The organism is Floridaenema evergladense BLCC-F167 (assembly GCF_041929205.2).
Taxonomy (GTDB): Bacteria; Cyanobacteriota; Cyanobacteriia; order Cyanobacteriales; family Aerosakkonemataceae; genus Floridanema; species Floridanema evergladense.
The window spans coordinates 2,441,332-2,460,510 of record NZ_CM171625.1 but is presented as its reverse complement, the minus strand read 5'-3'; the positions used below and the strand labels follow the sequence as shown (position 1 = coordinate 2,460,510).

Below are 19,179 nucleotides of genomic sequence, written 5' to 3'. Positions count from 1 at the left end.
ATACTATTTTCCTTTACAAGATGCTGACTGAATAGGCACGAATTGCTGCATCTACTGTCGCAATGCTCAAACCATTTTGTAATGCTTGGCAGATAAGCATTCTATCAAACGGATCGCGATGTAATGGTGGTAGTTTAGCCAGTTGAACTACACTACTTTCATCAAGAGCGAGACTGGAAATTTGATGAAGATCGCGCTGTTTAGGTAAATATGTTTCGGGAGGTTCCGGCAGAGGTAACTTACCTAACTGGTACTTAACAATTGCTTCCCAAATTGAAACAGAACTTAGATAGACTTCGTTGTTTGGATCGCGAATTGCATCCCGAACATCCGTTAATAATCGAGTATCGCCACTAATGAACCAGAGAAAAATATGCGTATCTAATAAAATCCTCATTTGCCCTCGAATGCGTTGATCAGATCTTCCGGCAAAGGAGCATCAAAGTCATCTGGAACTGTAAACTCACCTGCACACAAACCAAATGGTCGTAGTTGCTTATTGCTTGGTTCTGCGGTGGTTACTTCTAAGTTATCCACACCTTCAAACCATTTTAACCATGCTTCGATAAGCTTTTCTTTACTCTGACTTTCAGCAGTTTTGGCAAGATGTTTTTGGCTAATAAAATCGATGAAATCACTCACTTCCTGTAAGAGTGGTTCGGGAAGTTGTTGTAATTTGGCGATCGCACTATCACGAATAGTCATAAGAATGGCCTCTTTCAAATCACCTTTCTCTAAGATCTTTAGCTGTCATCCGCAACGTCTTCATGAGTAGAAACAGGTAAAGGTTGCCCAACAGATAATAAAGTGCTTTGCGGTAATCTCTCTTCAATTTGTCTCAACATTGCCTCCAATTCTACTCTTGGACTGGTCTGTAAACCAAGACACTGTGCAATTCCATTCGCGTCCGTACTCCATCGTTGTGTTAGCTGAATCCGATAACCTGAAGCTTCAGCAAGCAATTCATAGGAGTGAAAGTGCATAGGATTTCCCAGGCGAGCATCTTGAATATGTTCAAAAGAAAACTCTCGTTGCATATATTCAATAAGGCAATCTTGAGCTACCAAAACAAGGTGTTTACTGAGATGTTCAAAGGTGTGAATTTTATGGTGGAGTTGCATCAAAATTGTCTTTGCTGTCATCTTCCAATTCATACCAAACCCCTTTGGTGATGTAATGTCCGTATCTCTCACTTCAATACCGTGATTTTGTAGAAAACGTTGGCGTTCAGGCCACACCGTACCAGTGGTATCGAGGGTTTGCAATTCAATGCCAACGAAGTCAATAACCTTTCCCGATCGTACAGAAGCAAGACAATAATCTATGCTACCTCCGGGGACTGAAATTTCAGGAACAATCCGAAGTTCATTGCCCGGTTCATGCAGTGTCAAAAGATGAATACAGTCCATAAAGATCTGGCTACGCTCAAGAAGCCGAAACGGACAAATAATAATATTTCGGGCTTGTTTACCATAAGATACTGTACAGGTACCAATGGTAATTTCAGGCTCACTCTTCCGGTTTTTGAGACATTTACGAGCTAAAAAAGGACAGTTCTGGTTAGATACAATATCACTCCAAGGAAGCAAGTGATTGGTAGAATTTCCATATAATTCGGCAACTTTAGTCATGAGGATAAGCCACACCTTTGACGAGCAATAGTAATGTACTCGCCTGAAACATCAATTCCGATCGATTTTCGTTGTAATTGATAAGCAACTAAGCTTGTTGTACCTGTTCCTACAAAGGGATCTAGAACAACACCAGATTGTGGACAGGTAGCAAGAATTGGAATTTTACAGAGATCTTCAGGATACGGCGCAAAGTGAAGCTTTCGCTTTTGAGTATCTTCTGGCAAAATATCCCAGACATCGCTGGGTTTACTGCCATTTGGATGATATTTAAGAAAATAGAAACCACGTTCAGCAAGTTCACGCGCTCGTCCAGAAACTTTTGCTGAGTCTGAATGTGTTGTTCTTTGTTGTCCACGAATAATCATGCGAAAGTCAGATATTTTACCTACACGCACTTCTTCCAATACTTCATCAAGGACTTTGAGAGCATTTGTTCGTTCAGCATCATTAAGTGCTGTCGATAATTCAATTTGTCGTCGATAACGTACTCCAGAAACACCCGTTGCAGAAACTACGGAGCCATTGACAACCTTAGCCTGTCTGGGTTTTGAGCGAATTGCATCAACATCATAAAAATAACGTTCTATCTTTACAAAGTGAAAAAAAGGCTCATGTATATTTCGGAGTTTATCTTTGGTGTTGTCGGGTGCGCCTTTTACCTTATTCCAAACAACACTATTACGAAGAATCCAGCCTTGCTTATCAGTCATTTCAAGGGCAACTCGCCAAGGTATACCAATTAAAGATTTATTCTGATAAGCATCTCCGATATTGAGCCAGAAAGAACCACTAGGTTTAAGAATTCGCTTGATCTCATGAAAAATTAGCAGCAGTTTTTTAATGTAGTCTTCCCACTTTTCCTCTAGCCCAATTCCTCCATTAGCATAAGCTCTATGTCCCCAGTAAGGTGGCGATGTTATTACACAGTCGATGCAATTATCAGGAAATAGACGCAAAAGTGCATAAGTATCAGCTTCTAAAAATAGAGGTATGAAGTCTGATGAGGTGAGATAGCCTTTAACCCTATCTATATTCTCTATAAGTTCGCTTCCCACAACCATTAAGATACCTAGCAACTACATCTTATAACTATTTATTCAGGGTGAGCAAAGCCCACCCAAATTTCATATTACACCTTAAACTTTTCGGTAATTCGCTTCATCGCTTCTTCCACATTTTCCCGACTATTAAATGCAGAAATACGGAAATAACCTTCACCTGCTGCGCCAAAACCAGAACCGGGAGTTCCTACAACATTGCAATTTTGTAACAGTTTATCAAAGAAATCCCAACTCGATAAATTATTTGGGGTTTTTAGCCAAACGTAAGGGGCATTTACTCCGCCATAAACTGCGATTCCTGCTGATGTTAATTGTTCGCGGATAATCCGGGCATTTTCCAAATAAAAACTGACTAATGCTTTAACTTGTGCTTTGCCTGCTTCGGAATAAACTGCTTCTGCGCCTTTTTGCACAACGTAAGAAACGCCGTTGAATTTAGTTGATTGGCGACGATTCCATAACTTCCATAATTCTACATCGGAACCATCGGCAGCTTTGGCGGTTAAGGTTTTTGGTACTACGGTGAATGCACAACGAGTTCCGGTAAATCCAGCGGTTTTGGAGAAGGAACGAAATTCGATCGCACAATCACGAGCCCCCTCTATTTCATAAATAGAATGGGGTATATTTGACTCAGTAATAAATGCCTCGTAAGCTGCATCATAGAAAATAATTGCATTGTTTGCTTTGGCATAATCAACCCAAGCTTTTAAATGTTCTTTCGTCGCAACTGCACCTGTAGGATTATTAGGAAAACAGAGATAAATTAAATCGACTTTTTCCGAGGGAAGTGAAGCGGTAAAGTTATTTTCGGCGGTGATTGGCAAATAAATTAAACCTGCAAATTCGCCTTTTTCACTTGCATCGCCCGTGTGTCCCGCCATTACGTTAGTATCTACATAAACGGGATAAACTGGGTCGGTTACAGCAATAATATTGTTATCGCCAAAAATGTCGAGAATGTTGCCAGTATCGCACTTTGAACCGTCAGAAATGAAGATTTCGGAAGCGTCTACTTCGCATCCTCTGGCGTGGAAGTCGTTAGCGGCGATTTTCTCTCTTAACCAAGCATAACCTTGTTCGGGGCCATATCCTTTAAATGTGTTGCGATCGCCCATTTCTTCCACAGCTTTAATCATAGCTGTGCGGCAAGCTTCCGGCAAAGGTTCGGTAACGTCACCAATACCTAATCGAATAATTTTAGCATCAGGATTAGCTTCAGCAAAAGCATTGACTCTTCGCGCAATTTCGGGAAACAGATATCCAGCTTTCAGCTTCAAGTAGTTGTCGTTGATGGTTGCCATGTTAATTGCAAAAAACGCCCTAAAATAGCTTACTGCTAATCTAGATAATTATTTCCCTTCTGCCTTCTTACAGTAAAGATTACCCGATCGGGTGAATCTAATGGATGAAGTAGCAAAAATTGCAGTTTTGCGAGAATATAGTTAAGTGGCGATACAAGCCTTATGCCTGTGTCTCCCAAAAAACTATGCTGTGTTTCCCCACCGTTAGCAGTGGGGTTTCCTATTTTTTCCAAGGTAATTTTGTCCCCATTTCTGTCATCGCCGAAAAAATTAGATAAAGTATTAGCAAGCAAACTCCACCACAAAAAGCTAATAAGTCATGATCCATATTGTTTCTCATTAACGCTTTAAGTAATAATATTAACTCAAGTAACGTAAGAGATTAAGATTAGGTACGTTGTTGCGCTTCAGCGCTCTTATTACCAATCTTGATAAGAGCGCTAAAGCGCAACAACATACTAATTTGAGGTGGTGTGATGCGACAACTTTATTTTTTAGTTCCGGGAACTAAAGGAAAATTTGCTTGTGGTGGACTTTGGGCAGAATTAAAAACAGTGAAGTTAGCACAACAAATATGTGATGCTAATGTTGTTACTTATCGTCAAAGAGAATTAGACCAACTTTTTATTGATGATGTTTTAAAAAGTCAAAGTTTAGATAATGCTATTTTTGTAATTAGTTGGGGTTTTGATGTTCCTAAACTTGTCACTAAGCTGAAAGGTTATAATTTAATTTATCATGCTCATAGTTCAGGTTACGGCTTTAAACTTCCGGGAAATATTCCAATTATTACTGTTAGCAGGAACACTTTGGGATATTGGGGGCAAAAATCTCCTCATTCTCTGATTTACTATTTACCTAATCAAATTTCTGATGAGTTTAGTAATTTTGGTTTATCACGGGATATTGATATTTTAATACAAGCGAGGAAATCTTCAACTTATTTAATTAAAGAGTTAATACCAGCGTTGAAAAATATTTGCAAAGTAGAAGTTATTGATTCTTATGTGGAAGATTTGCCAGGGGTTTTTAATCGATCGCAAGTCTATTTATACGATTCTGCGGAATACTGGGCGCAACAAGGAGTAAGTGAGGGTTTTGGTTTACAACCAATGGAAGCGCTTGCTTGCGGTTGTCAGGTTTTTTCTAGCGTGAATGGTGGGCTTTCTGATTATTTAGATCCGGGTTTTAATTGTCATAAAATCGCTGGTTATTCAAAAGATTATGATGTACAAAGGATTTTAAATGTGGTAAAAGGTTCAAAAAATATTACACTACCGGAACAGTTTTTTGCTGAGTATAGAAGCGAAAATATTGTGAAGCGTTTACAGATCATTTTAGGCGAAATAAATCAATTTTTTGACCAAAAGCCGAATTTTTTAAGTGAGATTAAAGATTTAACAAAAATGCGAATTTTCAGGCTGAAAACACAAACATTGCTGAATAAAGTTTTAAAAAGAATACGAGGTTAAAATAATGGCGTGGAGTGGCTACAATTTAGAAAAAGATGAGTTAAGAAGTGAAATTTGGGCTTTACTGAAACAGGAAAAAGCTGCTATTCGCGATCCTTTTGGTCATATTCCTAATTTTGTGGGTGCGGAAAATGCAGCCCAAAAGTTGGCGGAGTTACCAATTTGGCGAGAAGCAAAAATTATTAAATGTAATCCTGATTCGCCACAAATTCCGGTAAGATTACAAGCTTTAAAAGATGGAAAATGCTTGTATATGGCGGTTCCTAAGTTAACAAATACTCGCTGTTTTGTGGAGTTGACGGCGGAAATTTTGCGTCAATGTGATGTAGAATTGGGTGAAGGTGCGATCGCACGCCAAGCACTAAAATTCGGTCAATTAGTCAGTTTTGCAGAAATGCAACCAATTGATTTAGTAATTGTAGGTTGTGTCGCTGTCACGCGCAATGGTGGACGTACTGGAAAAGGTGCAGGTTTTGCAGATTTGGAATTGGCGATGTTAAAAACTTTTGGATTAATCCAGTCCAATACTCCGATCGCAACTACAGTACATCCATTACAAATTGTCGCAGATTCCCGCTTACCAATGCAAGCTCATGATTGGTCACTTAACTGGATTGTTACGCCTTTTGAAGTAATCGAAACTAATTCTAATTATCCTCGTCCTTCGGGATTAAATTGGGATAATATTCGCCCTGAACAATATCGGAAAATACCAATTTTAAGGAAGTTGAAAGAACAGTTTACACAGTAAATATACAACAGTGATGTTATTTTACCAATCGTTATGTAATTTTTTATAGTGAACTTCTTTATTCTTTAAAGAAATACCTAAAGAAGTAAGAACTTTTTTAGTATTTGACAAATCACCCACTAATCTTTTTACAGGTAAGGGAGAATCTTTAATCAGAGTGGGAATGGCAACTATATTTTCTAATAATAGTTGTTCCGGCTGTTCGTAAACATCTATTACTTCTAATTCGTAGTTATTGGGAAAATATTTTTCAGCAATTCTTTGCAGGTTTTTTAACGCCCGACCTGAATTAGGTGTACTTCCAGCAACGTACAAACGAAAACAGTATCGCTCATCGCTATTGTGTGTTAATACAGGTTTATTAAATATTTTCGCTAAGTTCGTCACATCTTCTTTTTCCATAAATCTAGCCTAAGTTTAGTTTCAATGTGGTGTTCATTTTTTCACTATTACCTTTCTGTTTGAAGAAGTAACTAATCTTCATCAGCTTGTCGCAAATTTGCAACTTTTATTTGCTCTTGAAAAACAACATCCTGATATAATTTTTCTTGTTCAATCATTAGTTTAAATTCTTCTTTTTCATTTTCTAACTGGGTTTTTAAAGCTTCGATTTGCGATCGAACTAATGCCTGTTTTCTTTCTAACTCGCGCCGTTTACGTTCAAACTCTTGCTGACGGACTATGTTAGCAGCTTTTTCTTTTGCTTCTTGCACATTTCGCGCCGTACCAGTCAGCACAGTTCCCTGCCCTAAATAAACATCTCTTAATTCTATTCCTTGATGTGTGAGCACGAATTCCCGCACCTGATTAGAATGTTCCATTCCGCGAGACTTTAACACATATAATACTCGGTTACGTTCTCCGTTACTTTCATTAACTCGCAGTTCCAACCATGTATCCATTAAAGATGAAATGCCTATTTCTGTATGTTCCAAAGAACTACTACCAGTCACCAAATTTGTTAGCATGACCGTAATTTGTTGACTCTTTAAAGAATCAATCAATCGCATAAAAAATGATTTAGACTGAAGTAAATTACCCCCTAAAACTAAGTTACTCATTGGGTCAACAATTACCACAGTTGGCTGAAATTCATTAATCAAATTATTAATTTGAATTAAGTGCATTTCTAAACCAAAAGCTGTCGGGCGTACTGCTTGAAACTTGAGTAAACCTTTCTCGACAGATAGACTTAAATCTAATCCTACTGACAGCATATTGCGAAGAATTTGTTGGGGTGCTTCTTCAAAAGCCAAGTAAAGACAAGGTTCACCACGAAGACAGGTTGCTTGAGCAAAATGAGCAGAAATTGTACTTTTTCCAGTTCCCGCTGTACCTGTTATTAAAATACTGCTACCTCGAAAATATCCTTGACCTCCTAACATTGTATCAAGGCGAGGTATGCCTGTACTGATCCGTTCGGTAGAAATTTTATGGTCTAATCCTACTGAGGTAATAGGTAAAACGGAAATTCCCTTTTCGTTAATTAAAAATGGATATTCGTTAGTACCGTGACTAGAACCGCGATATTTAATAATCTGTAAACGTCGAGTCGAAATTTCATTTTGGATACGTTGCTCCAAACGAATTACGCAATCAGCAACATATTCTTCTAAACCATGTCTGGTGAGAGTATTTTCTCCTTTTTCTCCAGTGATAATTGCTGTCACACCTTTGTTTTTTAACCAGCGAAATAAACGTTGTAATTCGGATCTGACGATCGTCTCATTAGACAAACCAACAAACAATGTTTCAATTGTATCTAAGACTATCCTTTTGGCTCCGATCGCATTAATTATTTGTTCTAATCTAATAAATAAAGCTTCTAAATTATAATCTCCCGTCTCTTCTATTTCATAAGGATCGATATGGATGTGATCGATTAAAAACTTTTTCTGAGCAATTAACTCCTTTAAATCCCAACCTAAAGAACGGACATTTTGGATCAGTTCTTCCGGTGTTTCTTCAAAAGAGACGAACACGCCCGGTTCTGAGTAAGAAATTGCGCCGCAAACCAGGAAATTAAGACCGATTAAAGTTTTACCACTCCCCGCAGTTCCACATACAAGAGTTGGTCTTCCTTTAGGTAAACCACCGCCTGTAATTTCATCTAGTCCCTGAATTCCTGTAGGACATTTAGGTAATTGATTGTTGTCTGATTTAGTAATTTCGCTGTCTAATAGCATAATGAATCGAGAATTTGACTATATGAAATCTTAAAAGTGAATTTTTGTTCTTTCTAATTTATAGCAATTTAAATTCAAATCGTGATATTGATTAGCAATCTCAGGTATTTATCATTATTCAATGCTACTGTTTAGGTTTCTCTGAATCATCAGCTTAAATTTACCTAGAATAGAGGTTGATGTTATAGGGACTACTCTTTTAACTGTTTACTTTTCACCAATATGTTATAAACTACTCAAGCATAAGAAAGTTAAATTTGTGAGGATACTTAACAATGCGAGTAATGATTTTATATGCTTCACTAGGAATGGGGCATATTAGTGCTGCTAACGCTTTAACTCAGGCTTTCTCTCGCTTTCCAGAGATAGAAGTGCTGAGTGAAGACGCTTTAGCTTACGCTAGTTTAGTTTATCGCAATGCTGTTATTCAAGCTTACAAAAATTCTAGCGAAAAAGTGCCGCAACTTTACAAAGCTCTATATGAAGGAAGTGATATTTCTGATTTAGAAAGGTCTTTAGATAGCAATTTAGCTTGGGCGAAACTAGAACTTCCTTTCTTCAGACGTTTGGGAAGATTAATTAGGGAAACTGCGCCAGATGCGATCGTCTGCGTGCAACAAATCCCCAGCCGACTGCTACAATTATTAGAGCCGGAAGACCAAGTAAGCAAACCACAATATGTCGTTGTAACTGATTTAATTGCTCATAGTACTTGGTTAAATTATGGTGTAGATGGTTATTTTTTACCGAACGATTTGAGCGCCAATATTCTTAAACAACGGGGTGTAAATCCATCAGTTCTTCATGTTACTGGAATTCCGGTTAAACTAGAGATTAGCGAACCAAAATCTAAAGCAGAAATGCGATCGCGTCATCACTTACCCCAAGATTTATCACTAATTACGTTATTTGGTGGAGGACTGAATAGTAGAAGAGTTTATGCGATCGTTTCCTCTTTATTAGAAACTCTAACTTCCGCTATAATTGTAGTAGTTGCTGGCAGAAATGAAGACTTGCTAGACACTTTAACAGATTTAACAGATAGCACTCATGTAAGATTACGTAAATTAGGCACAATTGATTATGTGGATGACTTAATTGTAGCTAGCGATCTAATTATTACCAAAGCCGGAGGATTGATTACTAGCGAAATTTTAGCCAGGGGAACACCAACTATTATTGTAGATCCTATTCCTGGTCAAGAAGAACAAAATGCTGATGTAATTACTGCCGCAGGTGCCGGAGTACAATTAAGATTATTAGAAATGGTAGCGCCAGCAGTCAAGTATCTTTTAAACCACCCAGAAAGGCTAACTCAAATGCGTCAATCTGCATTGGAATTAGGCAAACCTCGTGCAGCTTTAAACATAGCTGAACATATTTTATCAGATTGGCGATCGCGCACCAAAATGTTACAACCTAGCAAGATTTAAAACTATGGCAACTTCTCTAAATCTTCCCACAAAGAATCAGCAAAATGCAGCTTTCCTCTGGGGAGTTGCCACATCAGGTTATCAAAGTGAAGGCGGTTACAATGGTTTTTCCCAACCCCAAAATAATTGGACACTCTGGGAAAAGCAAGGTAAAGTAATGCCGACAAAAGATGCTACAGAATTTTTGTATCGCTATGAAGAAGACTTTAAAACCTGCCAAAGATTAGGTTTAAATTCCTTCCGTTTGGGCTTAGAATGGGCGAGAATTCAACCTTCTACTAGTCCCGAAATTGCCCCTGCGCCTGCCTTTGACAGCGATGCTTTAGATAATTATACCGCAATAATTGCTGCTTGTTATCAATATGAATTAGAACCAATTGTTACCTTACATCATTTTACCCATCCAGCATGGTTAGGTTTAGATGCTTGGTTATCAACAGATACAATTGAGTGTTTTGTTGAATATGTTCGAGTTACAATAACTCACATAAATCGCCGCTTAACTGATTACTATCAATTGCCGCCAATTAACTGGTATATTACCATCAATGAACCAAATATTTTACTTTCTAATACCTATTTAAGCGGTCAATTTCCCGCTGGTTCCGCTATGGGAATTGAGGCAATGATGAAAGGTTACAATCACATTTTAGCGGCTCATGTGCGGGCTTACAATGTGATTCATGACCTTTATGAGGCTGAAGGTTGGACAACGCCGCAAGTTACTCTTAATACTTATTGTAGCGATTTATATTGGTCGGAAAAAGTAATTTGGGATTTATTGAATCATCAAAAACTAGGAATTAAACCTCAAGAATTACCTGATTACATTGTTAACAATGCCAAACACTTAGACCGTGCTTTAAGCCGTGAAAAGTTGCCTTTTCGTCGTAATTTACCTTATTTTTTAGGGAAGTTAGTGCATCAGGTATCTAATAAATTAGGATATCGAATATTCGATCCGAAAAACTTAGATGTTTATCTGGAAGAGTTGGGTAAATCTGCGCGATCGCAAATCTTCGACTACCTAGCTATTGACTATTACGATCCCTTTCTCGCGCACATTTTTCGATTACCAGATTTTTCTGATTTTGAATTTGAAACCAAAGATTTTCGCGGTTGGTTAATGAGTGGAATTACTAGTAAATGGTGGGATTGGCGATCGTTACCAGAAGGATTACACTTTTTCTGCAAATATTATACTGAAACATTAGGTTATCCGATAATGATTGCCGAAAATGGCATGGCATTAAGGCGCAAACCTGATAATAGTCTTTCTAGTTATCGTCGAGATCAAATTAAACGCAGCGATTTTTTGAAAGCACATATTCACCAAATCAAAAGGTTATTAAATGAAAATGTGCCTGTAATTGGTTATATGCACTGGTCATTAACTGATAATTATGAATGGGGTTCTTATACACCTCGGTTTGGACTTTTTAGCATTGATTTTGCTAAGAATAGCGATCGCATAATTGAAGACCATTTAGGCGATCGACCTTCGGAAACTTACGCACAATTAATTCAAGAAATTGGTTCTCCCAGCATTTCCTTAAAAAATTGAACAAAAAGAAGTACGTTGTTGCGCTTCAGCGCTAAATAAGAGCGCTAAAGCGCAACAACGTACCTAATTTAATTTATATTATGAGTGTGAGAAGTGATTCCAGAATTCGATGAAAACGGCAATTTACCACCAGGAGTTCATTTTTGCGAATGGGAAGAGTTTCAACAGAAGTTTGGGACAAATTTTACCAGGCAACGAATGATCGATGGTTTAGAATTGGCAATGACTCAATTAAAAGCAGCAGGTTGTAGAACTATTTATATTGATGGTAGTTTTGTTACCCGCGAACCCAAACCTGGCGATTTTGATGCTTGTTATGATAACGAAACTGTAGATATTGAGAATCTGAGGATTAATGCTCCTAAATTACTCAATCATTACGATCGGAATGGACAAAAAGCTAAGTATAAAGGCGAGATTTTCCCATGCAACCAACCTGTAGGTGATTACGGAATTAATTCTTTTGATTTTTTTCAAGCTGACAGACGCGGAAATAAGAAAGGTATCATAGCTATAGATTTAATAAGGTGGGAACCATGATTAAAACCGAATTAGAGTATCAAGTTACTCAAGAATGGATAGATAAGTTTAAAAAATCTATAGTATTGATGGAAAAAGATGAGGAAGGTAAAAGAAATGATCCTCAGCGATGGGAACTAAACCGCAGTGCATTAGAGTGTCATTTGGATAAATTAAACGCAGAAATTGCTGAATATGAAAGGTTGGTGAATTGCGATCGCACTCACCCAATCCAAATACAAGTAGAAAATCTAAATAAATTACCCGATGCTTTAATTAAAGCTAGAATCGCCGCGAAAATGAGTCAAAAAGAACTAGCTGAAATATTAGATATTGATGAACGGCAAATCGAGGAATATGAAAAAACTGATTATCAAAATGCTAGTTTCGGAGAACTTCTTGAAGTCAGCGCAGCTTTAGGCGTAGAATTTACCACAGCAATTATGAAAATAGATTTTGCCGAAATAGAAGAAGGTAAAAAAATTTCTGAGAAATGGCGGAAAGAGAAGCTGAAAAATAAAACTAAAATTTCTTAAATTGTTACCAATCTGAGTATTTAACCTAATCAGGGCGGGTTTTGTTGAAAGATTGTTTGTGAGATGGAAATGTTATCTGCTAAACCCGCCCCTACCAAAATCACGAAATTATATTTGTTTATACAAATTATTGCTTCAAATGTGTAGGGGCGGATTCAAAGTCCCCCTTGGTAAGGGGGATTTAGGGGGATCTAAACCTTCTGGGCTCATAAGTAGCAACTTACGTTATTTACTCTAACTTTTGCTTAATGATTTCCGGTTTTTCCCGAAAACCAACTAATACTGCTGTGCCATTTTTAACAAATAAAGGTCTTTTCAGTAGCATCGCATCTTTAGCAAAAGCATCTATCCATTGTTCGTCCGTCCAAGTTTGTTTTACTTCCCCCAATGCACGGTAAGATTGTCCTGAAGTGTTTCGCATTGGTTTGGAACCCAACGTTTGCACCCAGCTTTCAATTATCTCGCGAGAGGGAGGATTTTCTTTAGTATTGATGAAATCATATTTAATATTATTATCAGACAGCCATTGCAGTGCTTTTTTACAGGTGCCGCAGTTAGGAATGCCGTAAACTTGAATGGTCATGGTGTTGATTACCGAAATTTTGGGAGAGTTTACCGAAACGGAAATTTTTATTTAATCGTCTAGAATTATTAAGTGTAACTCCTATTTTTAATAATCTCAATCCTTTGTTTTGAGACAAAATGGAGTCGTCAACTAATCACGGTTTTGATGCCAATGACAGAACCAAACAATACTAATTTACCTTCAGATGATTCTCAGCAATTGAATCAACAGACTGCTGATATTACCAAAAAGTCAGTTGATGAGTCTTGGCAAAGTCGTATTGCTGAGGTTTGGAACAACACTAGTAATAGCTTGAATGAATTTAAGAAGTTATTACCTGTTGAGCCAGTGGCACAAAAAATTGTAGAATTATTTAGTGTCAGCGAGGCTCAAGTAGCAGAAATTCTGGCAACTGTTCAGGCGGAATTACCTACAACTGAAGCATTATTAATTGGTAAACCGCAAGCGGGAAAAAGTTCGATCGTGCGCGGACTAACAGGCGTTTCTGCGGAAATTGTTGGTCAAGGTTTTCGTCCTCACACCCAAAATACTCAACGCTATGTTTATCCTTCCGAGGATTTGCCGTTGCTGGTTTTTACTGATACTGTAGGTCTGGGAGATGTTAATCAGAATACACAGGGAATTATTGATGAGTTAATTGGAGATTTACAAAAAACCAATCGCGCCAAAATTTTAATTCTTACTGTTAAAACTAACGATTTTGCTACTGATACTTTACGCCAAATTGCAGAACAATTGCGGCAAAAGTATCCCGATATTCCCTGTTTGTTAGCGGTAACTTGTTTGCATGAAGTTTACCCGTCTGGTACAGATAATCATCCGAGTTATCCCCCAGATTTTGAGGAAGTTAATCGCACATTTACGGCTTTACAAACTGCTTTTTCGGGATTGTACGATCGCGCCATCCAAATCGACTTCACTCTAGAAGAAGATGGTTACACTCCCGTATTTTACGGTTTAGAAGCGTTGCGAGATGCCTTAGCAGATTTACTCCCAGAAGCAGAAGCTCATGCCATTTATCAATTATTAGATCGAGAAGAAACTGGCAGAAAATTAGGTAATCTTTATCGAGATGTCGGGCGGCGTTATATAATGGCATTTTCCATAATGGCTGCTACTTTAGCCGCAGTACCTTTGCCTTTTGCAACTATGCCAGTATTAACTGCTTTGCAAGTTTCAATGGTAAGTTTATTGGGAAATTTGTATGGACAAACTATCACGCCATCTCAAGCAGGTGGGATTGTCAGTGCGATCGCAGGTGGTTTTTTAGCTCAAGCGATCGGACGAGAATTAATTAAATTTATCCCCATTTTTGGTAGCGTAATTGCTGCATCTTGGGCAGCTGCTTATACTTGGTCTTTAGGTGAAGCTGCTTGTGTTTATTTTGGGGATTTAATGGGTGGGAAAAAACCCGATCCTAAGAAAATTCAAAATGTCATGAAAGAGTCTTTTAAAGCAGCAAAAGAAAGATTTAAAGGAATAAATAGTTAATTCTCAAGATCCCCGACTTCTTGAAGAAGTCGGGGATCTGGGCAGCTATTATCTAAGCAGCTAGTACTTCTTCAAAAACTACAAACATACTCTTTTTCGCTCCACAAATTGGACAACACCAATCTTCTGGGATACTAGCAAAAGGAGTTCCGGGAGCAATTCCTGAATCAGGATCGCCTACTTCAGGATCGTAAATCATAGAACATTGACGACAAATCCATTTTTGCGTAGTTGCATCGTCGCTTGCAGATCTGGGAAAAGCAGCTTTTCCATCTAAAGCACCCAACGCTTCCGTGTATTGTTGCGCGTGGTGTTGCTCAATGTGCGTTAACAAACCAAAATTTTTGGCTGCTGTGCGGAACATGGTAGCGTGCTCTTTAGATTCCTCTGTTTGTGCATTGAACTCAGCGACTGCATCGCTATCCTGATCTGCCTTTGCTTCTGCCGCAAAGCCGGGATACATGGTAGTGTATTCGTAAGTTTCTCCTTCGATCGCCAATTCTAAGCAACGAGCAGCGATCGCCTTTTTTTGTTCCTCACTCAGCTGAGCAGGATCGTCCACAACTAATTCAGGATGCAACAAACGGAAATGTGCAAAAGCGTGTTCTGTCTCTTGATTTGCTGTTTCTTTGAATAATTTTGACAGTTCGCTCATCCCCAGTTTCCGAGTCACTTCTGCAAAAAACAAGTACTTGCGATTTGCCATTGACTCGCCACCAAAGGCAGCTTCTAAATTTTTGGCGGTGTTAGATTGTGAAAGATCCATTAGTGTCTCCTCAAAATACCTAAGATCGATCGCGCAATTAAGTATTTAATCAAGTTCCTCAGTTGTAGGATGCGTCAACAGTTTTGGAAATTATTCCTAATTTCAACACACTGACGCACTTATGTAATATCATATAATCCAAAAAAAATGCAAGTTTTATTGAAATAGTTTCACCACGCTAGGTTTAGTTACTTTTCCCATTGCGTTGCGCGGCAAGTCTTCAACAACTATAATTTTGCTAGGAACTTTGTAACTAGCCAATCGTTCTTTTGCCCAACTTCTAAGAGTTTCTAAACTTAAATTACTTCCCGATTTTAATATCAAAGCTGCACAAACTCTCTCACCCCATTCCATATCTTCCACTCCCACAACTGCACAATCTTGAATATCTGAATGAGTGCGTAAAACTTCCTCTATTTCTAAAGCTGAAACTTTATAACCGCCAGTTTTTATAATATCGACGCTAATTCGCCCTAAAATGCGATAGTTATCATTTTCAACAACTGCAAAATCGCCCGTACAAAACCAACCATCGCGAAATGCTTTAGTAGTAGCTTCTGGTTTTTGCCAATATTCCAGAAACACTGTTTCTCCTTTTACTTGAATTTCTCCCGGAGTTCCCGGAGGGACTATTTCCCCACTTTCATCTACTAATCTAACTTCCACTTGCGGCAAAGGTTTCCCCACAAATCCCGCCAATCTTTCACCTTTTAAAGGGTTAGATAAACCCATGCCAATTTCAGTCATTCCGTAACGTTCTAGGAGAAAATGACCGCTAATTTTTTGCCATTTTTCTAATACTTTAACGGGTAAAGCTGCCGAGCCGGAAATCATTACTCGCATTTTAGCGCCACCTTCAGAAATTCTTTTTTGTCGATCGCCATCAGCCTTTGCCCAAGCCGCAATTAACTTAACATAAATTGTCGGTACAGCCATAAATAAAGTTAAGTCGCCCTGACTGATGCGATCGCAAACAACCTCCGCATCAAACTTAGGTAAAATATGGCATTGCGCCCCACTCCACAAAGCGCAAGTGAGGACGTTAATAATGCCATGAATGTGATGTAAAGGTAAGACGTGCAAAATGCGATCGTCCGCCGTCCATCCCCAAGCAGAAACTAAGCTAGTGACTTGCGCTTGAATATTTTTATGTGTAGTAACAACGCCTTTGGGTTTACCAGTTGTGCCGCTTGTATAAAGGATTAAAGCTCGTCTGGTAAGCTCAATTTTTGGCAATAAACTAACTTGTTCGGGCAGAGTTTCCGAAGTTAAAATAAATCTGATATTTCGTTCTTCAGCTATAGGACGCAATAGGTTTTCAAAATTTGGATGTGCAATAATAATTGATGCACCCGAATCAGCAATTACATAATCTAACTCAGGTTTAGGGTGGGAAACACACAAAGGTACAGCTATTCCACCCGCACGCCAAATCCCCCATTGTGTAGCGACATACTGAAATCCAGAAGGTATCAGAAAAGCCACTCGCTGTTCTTGTAAATCTTCTGTATTATCCAGAAGTTTAGTCGCAATTTGAGCCGAAGTTTCGAGCAAATCCTGATAGGTAAAAGTTCCTTCAGTGGCGACAATGGCGACTTGGTTTGGGTTTTGGTAGGCGCGATCGATCAGTGGAAGATTCACGTTAGTTAATTAATTTATGTTGGTTATTGCAAGAATACCATTGCTTATAGATCTCAAACCGTTGAGTTCATTGGGATTTTCAGGATGCTGGAAGCGCTGCAAGGTATTCGTTAGCTTTAATGAATACCTTGCGTGTTGTATCTTCATAGTCAGTCCGAATTTTTTTATTTTCATCATCTAGTAAACCAGTTACAGGTTTAATCACCCGCTCAGTTTTTGTGCGAACATCATCTGCTGGTAAGCTGTTAAGCATTTAAATAGGGATAAGAGCATTACCTTTATTTTTAAGTTTTCGCCCCCATTTAATAATTAATTCTCCTTCATTTAAAAGTTTATGCAATAAATATTCTAATTCTTCTATTGATTTAAATAATCGATGGGCAATAAATTCTTTGGCTGAATGCCAAACTAATTCAATTAAGTTATAATCAGGGCTATATTTCGGGAGGAATTCTAAATGAATATTGGGCATTTCGGCGGCAATTTTCTGGAGATATTCTGCCTTTTTGGGAAAACTAGCATTGTCCAGAATTATCACTATTTTGGCTCCTTTTTCCGCAAATTCCTTGGCTTCATTGCCAGCGGCTACCCATTCAGCAATCAATTCTTGATAAAACAGTTTTAGCACTTGATAAAAACTTTCCGAATTGCTTTTATCGAGAAATTCTACAAACCTTTTCTTGTCGGAATACCTCAGTCCTCCCATTACATTAATCCGACCCTTTCTTCGCTCTCCTCTCACCTCTTTTCGTCTACCTTTCTTACACCAATTCTTTCTTCTCATCACTCTTAAACTAAAACCGCTTTCGTCCCAAAACCATACCTGTAAACGTTCTGGATGCTCTTTTTCGATTTTTAAATATTCGGCTATTTTCTTTTTAAATGCTTTTCTTTTTTCCGGTTCTCGCTTTCCCTCCAAGCTGTACTTTGCCCAGAGGTAAACGAACTTTTTTTGCTCTAATATTCTCCTAACTTGCGAACCACTTAATTTTATTCCTGTCGTTTCTGCTAAATATGTCGCTAACCTTTGTGCCGTCCATCTGCCAAATTCGTATCCTAATTCTTTGGGTTCTTTATCTACTGTCTTTAATAATATTTCTCTATATTTATCTGTGGCTTTTTGATGATTCCCCTTCATCCTTTCATCGACTAGGCTTTCTAGATTATCTGGGTCTCCATGTACACACCAATAAGATACTTTATTTATTGAACAGCCCACAAATTCCGCTATTTTAGCTTGAGTTTTTCCATCATTTAGCAACAGTAATATCAAGATTCTTTCTCTAATATTTCCATCTTCTTCTTCTTTCAGGGCTTTTTGTAGCTTCTCTACTTGTTCTAAGTTCAGATGATTCTTTGCTGGCATTTCCCCACCCACTTGGCTCTATTGGCTTTTCCATTTTACCCTATTTAAATGCTTAACAGCTTATTGCAAAAAAATGGAAATTAGGAAACTTAACAGACAGATCAGGTACTAATGAGTTATAATTTCCATCTAGAATATGGGCTATAGTTAGAGCGCTGATTGCTTCAATGAGTGTTGACTTTCCTGCATTATTTGCTCCTACTAAAATTGTGAGACCACTACCTAATTTTTGCCTTGGATGAGCAAATCGAATAGATTGAGTTGTAGCAAATCCCCGTAATCCTTTTATCTCAAGTATTTTTAGCATTATTTCCTTCTACACAGATTCTAGATGAGTAACTGGAATTTGTTCTGTTCTTTCAGGTTTCTTTGCCCCAGTTGCAACAGCATGAACAGCATGAAGAATATCAGCTGAATAATACCGATTGCCACAACAATCACAAACACCAATTGTGACATCTTCCAAAATAACAAACCCATCCCTATGTTTAAACGCCTCGCGCTTAACAATTCGAGGTTGAACAGTTCCTTCGCAATATTCACAATGATATCCATACATATACTTTAACCCTCTAATTCCGTGACTTCGTAAACAGTGATGATGAGATAACGTCCATTGCTGGCAAAACGTCCCACTACTCCAACAAGTGTTTGTCTATCCAATGCAGTCCCCACTACTATATATTTTGTTCCTCTTGGGTCGTCTTTTTCAACCCGCGTAATTTGACCACTTAAAATAGCCTCCTCTACATCTAAGATAGTCAGCATATCCTCTGCCATTTCTTCCATTGCATGGGCTGACATATCGTATTCGCCAAGTCTAATTTTCTGCTTGATGCTGTCAATATCGTTGCGAGACACTTTCTAGT

Annotated in this window: 22 protein-coding genes; 7 read left to right on the top strand and 15 right to left on the bottom strand. The window is 38.2% G+C overall.

What is annotated here, in order from left to right; all coding sequences use genetic code 11:
- Positions 1–13: 13 nt before the first annotated feature.
- The 5 genes from ACE1CA_RS12050 to ACE1CA_RS12030 form a co-directional block, all read right to left on the bottom strand.
- Positions 14–397, bottom strand: a complete 384-nt coding sequence (locus ACE1CA_RS12050; RefSeq protein ID WP_413275907.1) for a type II toxin-antitoxin system VapC family toxin — start codon at positions 395–397, stop codon at positions 14–16.
- Positions 394–705, bottom strand: a complete 312-nt coding sequence (locus ACE1CA_RS12045; protein ID WP_413275906.1) for a DUF2281 domain-containing protein — start codon at positions 703–705, stop codon at positions 394–396. Before ACE1CA_RS12045 ends, ACE1CA_RS12050 begins: the two co-directional genes overlap by 4 nt.
- Before the next feature lie 38 nt (positions 706–743).
- Positions 744–1,631 (bottom strand): hypothetical protein, encoded by an 888-nt coding sequence (locus ACE1CA_RS12040; protein WP_413275905.1) that lies wholly within the window; start codon positions 1,629–1,631, stop codon positions 744–746.
- On the bottom strand, positions 1,628–2,695 hold the full coding sequence (locus ACE1CA_RS12035) for a DNA-methyltransferase (RefSeq protein ID WP_413275904.1): 1,068 nt from the start codon (positions 2,693–2,695) through the stop codon (positions 1,628–1,630). The genes ACE1CA_RS12040 and ACE1CA_RS12035 overlap by 4 nt, the downstream gene beginning before the upstream one ends.
- A gap of 68 nt (positions 2,696–2,763) precedes the next feature.
- Positions 2,764–3,999: an LL-diaminopimelate aminotransferase gene (locus ACE1CA_RS12030; protein WP_413275903.1), complete on the bottom strand. Its 1,236-nt coding sequence runs from the start codon at positions 3,997–3,999 to the stop codon at positions 2,764–2,766.
- A 476-nt stretch (positions 4,000–4,475) separates the two neighbouring features.
- On the opposite strand from ACE1CA_RS12030, the gene ACE1CA_RS12025 reads away from it, so the two are divergent.
- Together ACE1CA_RS12025 and ACE1CA_RS12020 are read left to right on the top strand one after the other, a co-directional pair.
- Positions 4,476–5,471, top strand: coding sequence for a glycosyltransferase (locus tag ACE1CA_RS12025; protein WP_413275902.1), 996 nt, complete (start codon positions 4,476–4,478; stop codon positions 5,469–5,471).
- A gap of 4 nt (positions 5,472–5,475) precedes the next feature.
- Positions 5,476–6,222: a 5-formyltetrahydrofolate cyclo-ligase gene (locus ACE1CA_RS12020; RefSeq protein ID WP_413275901.1), complete on the top strand. Its 747-nt coding sequence runs from the start codon at positions 5,476–5,478 to the stop codon at positions 6,220–6,222.
- A 21-nt stretch (positions 6,223–6,243) separates the two neighbouring features.
- Here the strand turns inward: ACE1CA_RS12020 and ACE1CA_RS12015 are convergent, their stop codons facing one another.
- Both ACE1CA_RS12015 and kaiC read right to left on the bottom strand, forming a co-directional pair.
- Positions 6,244–6,624 (bottom strand): circadian clock KaiB family protein, encoded by a 381-nt coding sequence (locus tag ACE1CA_RS12015; protein WP_413275900.1) that lies wholly within the window; start codon positions 6,622–6,624, stop codon positions 6,244–6,246.
- A gap of 71 nt (positions 6,625–6,695) precedes the next feature.
- Positions 6,696–8,408 carry a circadian clock protein KaiC gene (gene kaiC, locus ACE1CA_RS12010; protein ID WP_413275899.1) on the bottom strand — a complete coding sequence of 571 codons (1,713 nt, stop codon included), beginning with the start codon at positions 8,406–8,408 and terminating at the stop codon, positions 6,696–6,698.
- Positions 8,409–8,683: 275 nt separating this feature from the next.
- Here kaiC and ACE1CA_RS12005 point away from each other — a divergent pair, with 275 nt between their 5' ends.
- From ACE1CA_RS12005 to ACE1CA_RS11990, 4 genes are all read left to right on the top strand, one after another.
- Complete coding sequence (locus ACE1CA_RS12005) at positions 8,684–9,841, top strand: MGDG synthase family glycosyltransferase (protein ID WP_413275898.1); 1,158 nt, start codon at positions 8,684–8,686, stop codon at positions 9,839–9,841.
- A 4-nt stretch (positions 9,842–9,845) separates the two neighbouring features.
- Positions 9,846–11,405: a glycoside hydrolase family 1 protein gene (locus ACE1CA_RS12000; protein WP_413275897.1), complete on the top strand. Its 1,560-nt coding sequence runs from the start codon at positions 9,846–9,848 to the stop codon at positions 11,403–11,405.
- A gap of 93 nt (positions 11,406–11,498) precedes the next feature.
- The gene (locus tag ACE1CA_RS11995; RefSeq protein ID WP_413275896.1) at positions 11,499–11,945 is read left to right on the top strand and encodes a DUF6932 family protein; all 447 of its coding nucleotides are present in this window, start codon (positions 11,499–11,501) and stop codon (positions 11,943–11,945) included.
- Complete coding sequence (locus tag ACE1CA_RS11990; RefSeq protein ID WP_413275895.1) at positions 11,942–12,460, top strand: helix-turn-helix domain-containing protein; 519 nt, start codon at positions 11,942–11,944, stop codon at positions 12,458–12,460. The genes ACE1CA_RS11995 and ACE1CA_RS11990 overlap by 4 nt, the downstream gene beginning before the upstream one ends.
- 229 nt (positions 12,461–12,689) lie before the next feature.
- Here the strand turns inward: ACE1CA_RS11990 and ACE1CA_RS11985 are convergent, their stop codons facing one another.
- Positions 12,690–13,043, bottom strand: coding sequence for a Spx/MgsR family RNA polymerase-binding regulatory protein (locus ACE1CA_RS11985; protein ID WP_413263548.1), 354 nt, complete (start codon positions 13,041–13,043; stop codon positions 12,690–12,692).
- A gap of 153 nt (positions 13,044–13,196) precedes the next feature.
- Here ACE1CA_RS11985 and ACE1CA_RS11980 point away from each other — a divergent pair, with 153 nt between their 5' ends.
- The gene (locus ACE1CA_RS11980; RefSeq protein ID WP_413275894.1) at positions 13,197–14,537 is read left to right on the top strand and encodes a YcjF family protein; all 1,341 of its coding nucleotides are present in this window, start codon (positions 13,197–13,199) and stop codon (positions 14,535–14,537) included.
- A 52-nt stretch (positions 14,538–14,589) separates the two neighbouring features.
- Here ACE1CA_RS11980 and ACE1CA_RS11975 read toward each other — a convergent pair whose 3' ends face one another.
- The 7 genes from ACE1CA_RS11975 to ACE1CA_RS11945 all read right to left on the bottom strand — a co-directional run bounded on the left by ACE1CA_RS11975 (position 14,590) and on the right by ACE1CA_RS11945 (position 19,171).
- On the bottom strand, positions 14,590–15,303 hold the full coding sequence (locus ACE1CA_RS11975) for a rubrerythrin family protein (RefSeq protein ID WP_413275893.1): 714 nt from the start codon (positions 15,301–15,303) through the stop codon (positions 14,590–14,592).
- Positions 15,304–15,459: 156 nt separating this feature from the next.
- Complete coding sequence (locus tag ACE1CA_RS11970) at positions 15,460–16,944, bottom strand: acyl-CoA synthetase (RefSeq protein WP_413275892.1); 1,485 nt, start codon at positions 16,942–16,944, stop codon at positions 15,460–15,462.
- Between the two features lie 79 nt (positions 16,945–17,023).
- The gene (locus ACE1CA_RS11965; RefSeq protein ID WP_413275891.1) at positions 17,024–17,197 is read right to left on the bottom strand and encodes a hypothetical protein; all 174 of its coding nucleotides are present in this window, start codon (positions 17,195–17,197) and stop codon (positions 17,024–17,026) included.
- On the bottom strand, positions 17,198–18,310 hold the full coding sequence (locus tag ACE1CA_RS11960) for an IS630 family transposase (protein ID WP_486517783.1): 1,113 nt from the start codon (positions 18,308–18,310) through the stop codon (positions 17,198–17,200).
- A gap of 52 nt (positions 18,311–18,362) precedes the next feature.
- A complete protein-coding gene (locus ACE1CA_RS11955) occupies positions 18,363–18,617 on the bottom strand; it encodes an AAA family ATPase (protein WP_413279067.1) in 255 nt (84 codons plus the stop codon).
- 9 nt (positions 18,618–18,626) lie between these two features.
- Entirely contained in the window at positions 18,627–18,869 is a 243-nt protein-coding gene (locus ACE1CA_RS11950; protein ID WP_413279066.1) for a YgiT-type zinc finger protein, read from the bottom strand.
- A 5-nt stretch (positions 18,870–18,874) separates the two neighbouring features.
- Positions 18,875–19,171 carry a DUF4258 domain-containing protein gene (locus ACE1CA_RS11945; protein WP_413279065.1) on the bottom strand — a complete coding sequence of 99 codons (297 nt, stop codon included), beginning with the start codon at positions 19,169–19,171 and terminating at the stop codon, positions 18,875–18,877.
- Positions 19,172–19,179: the final 8 nt, after the last annotated feature.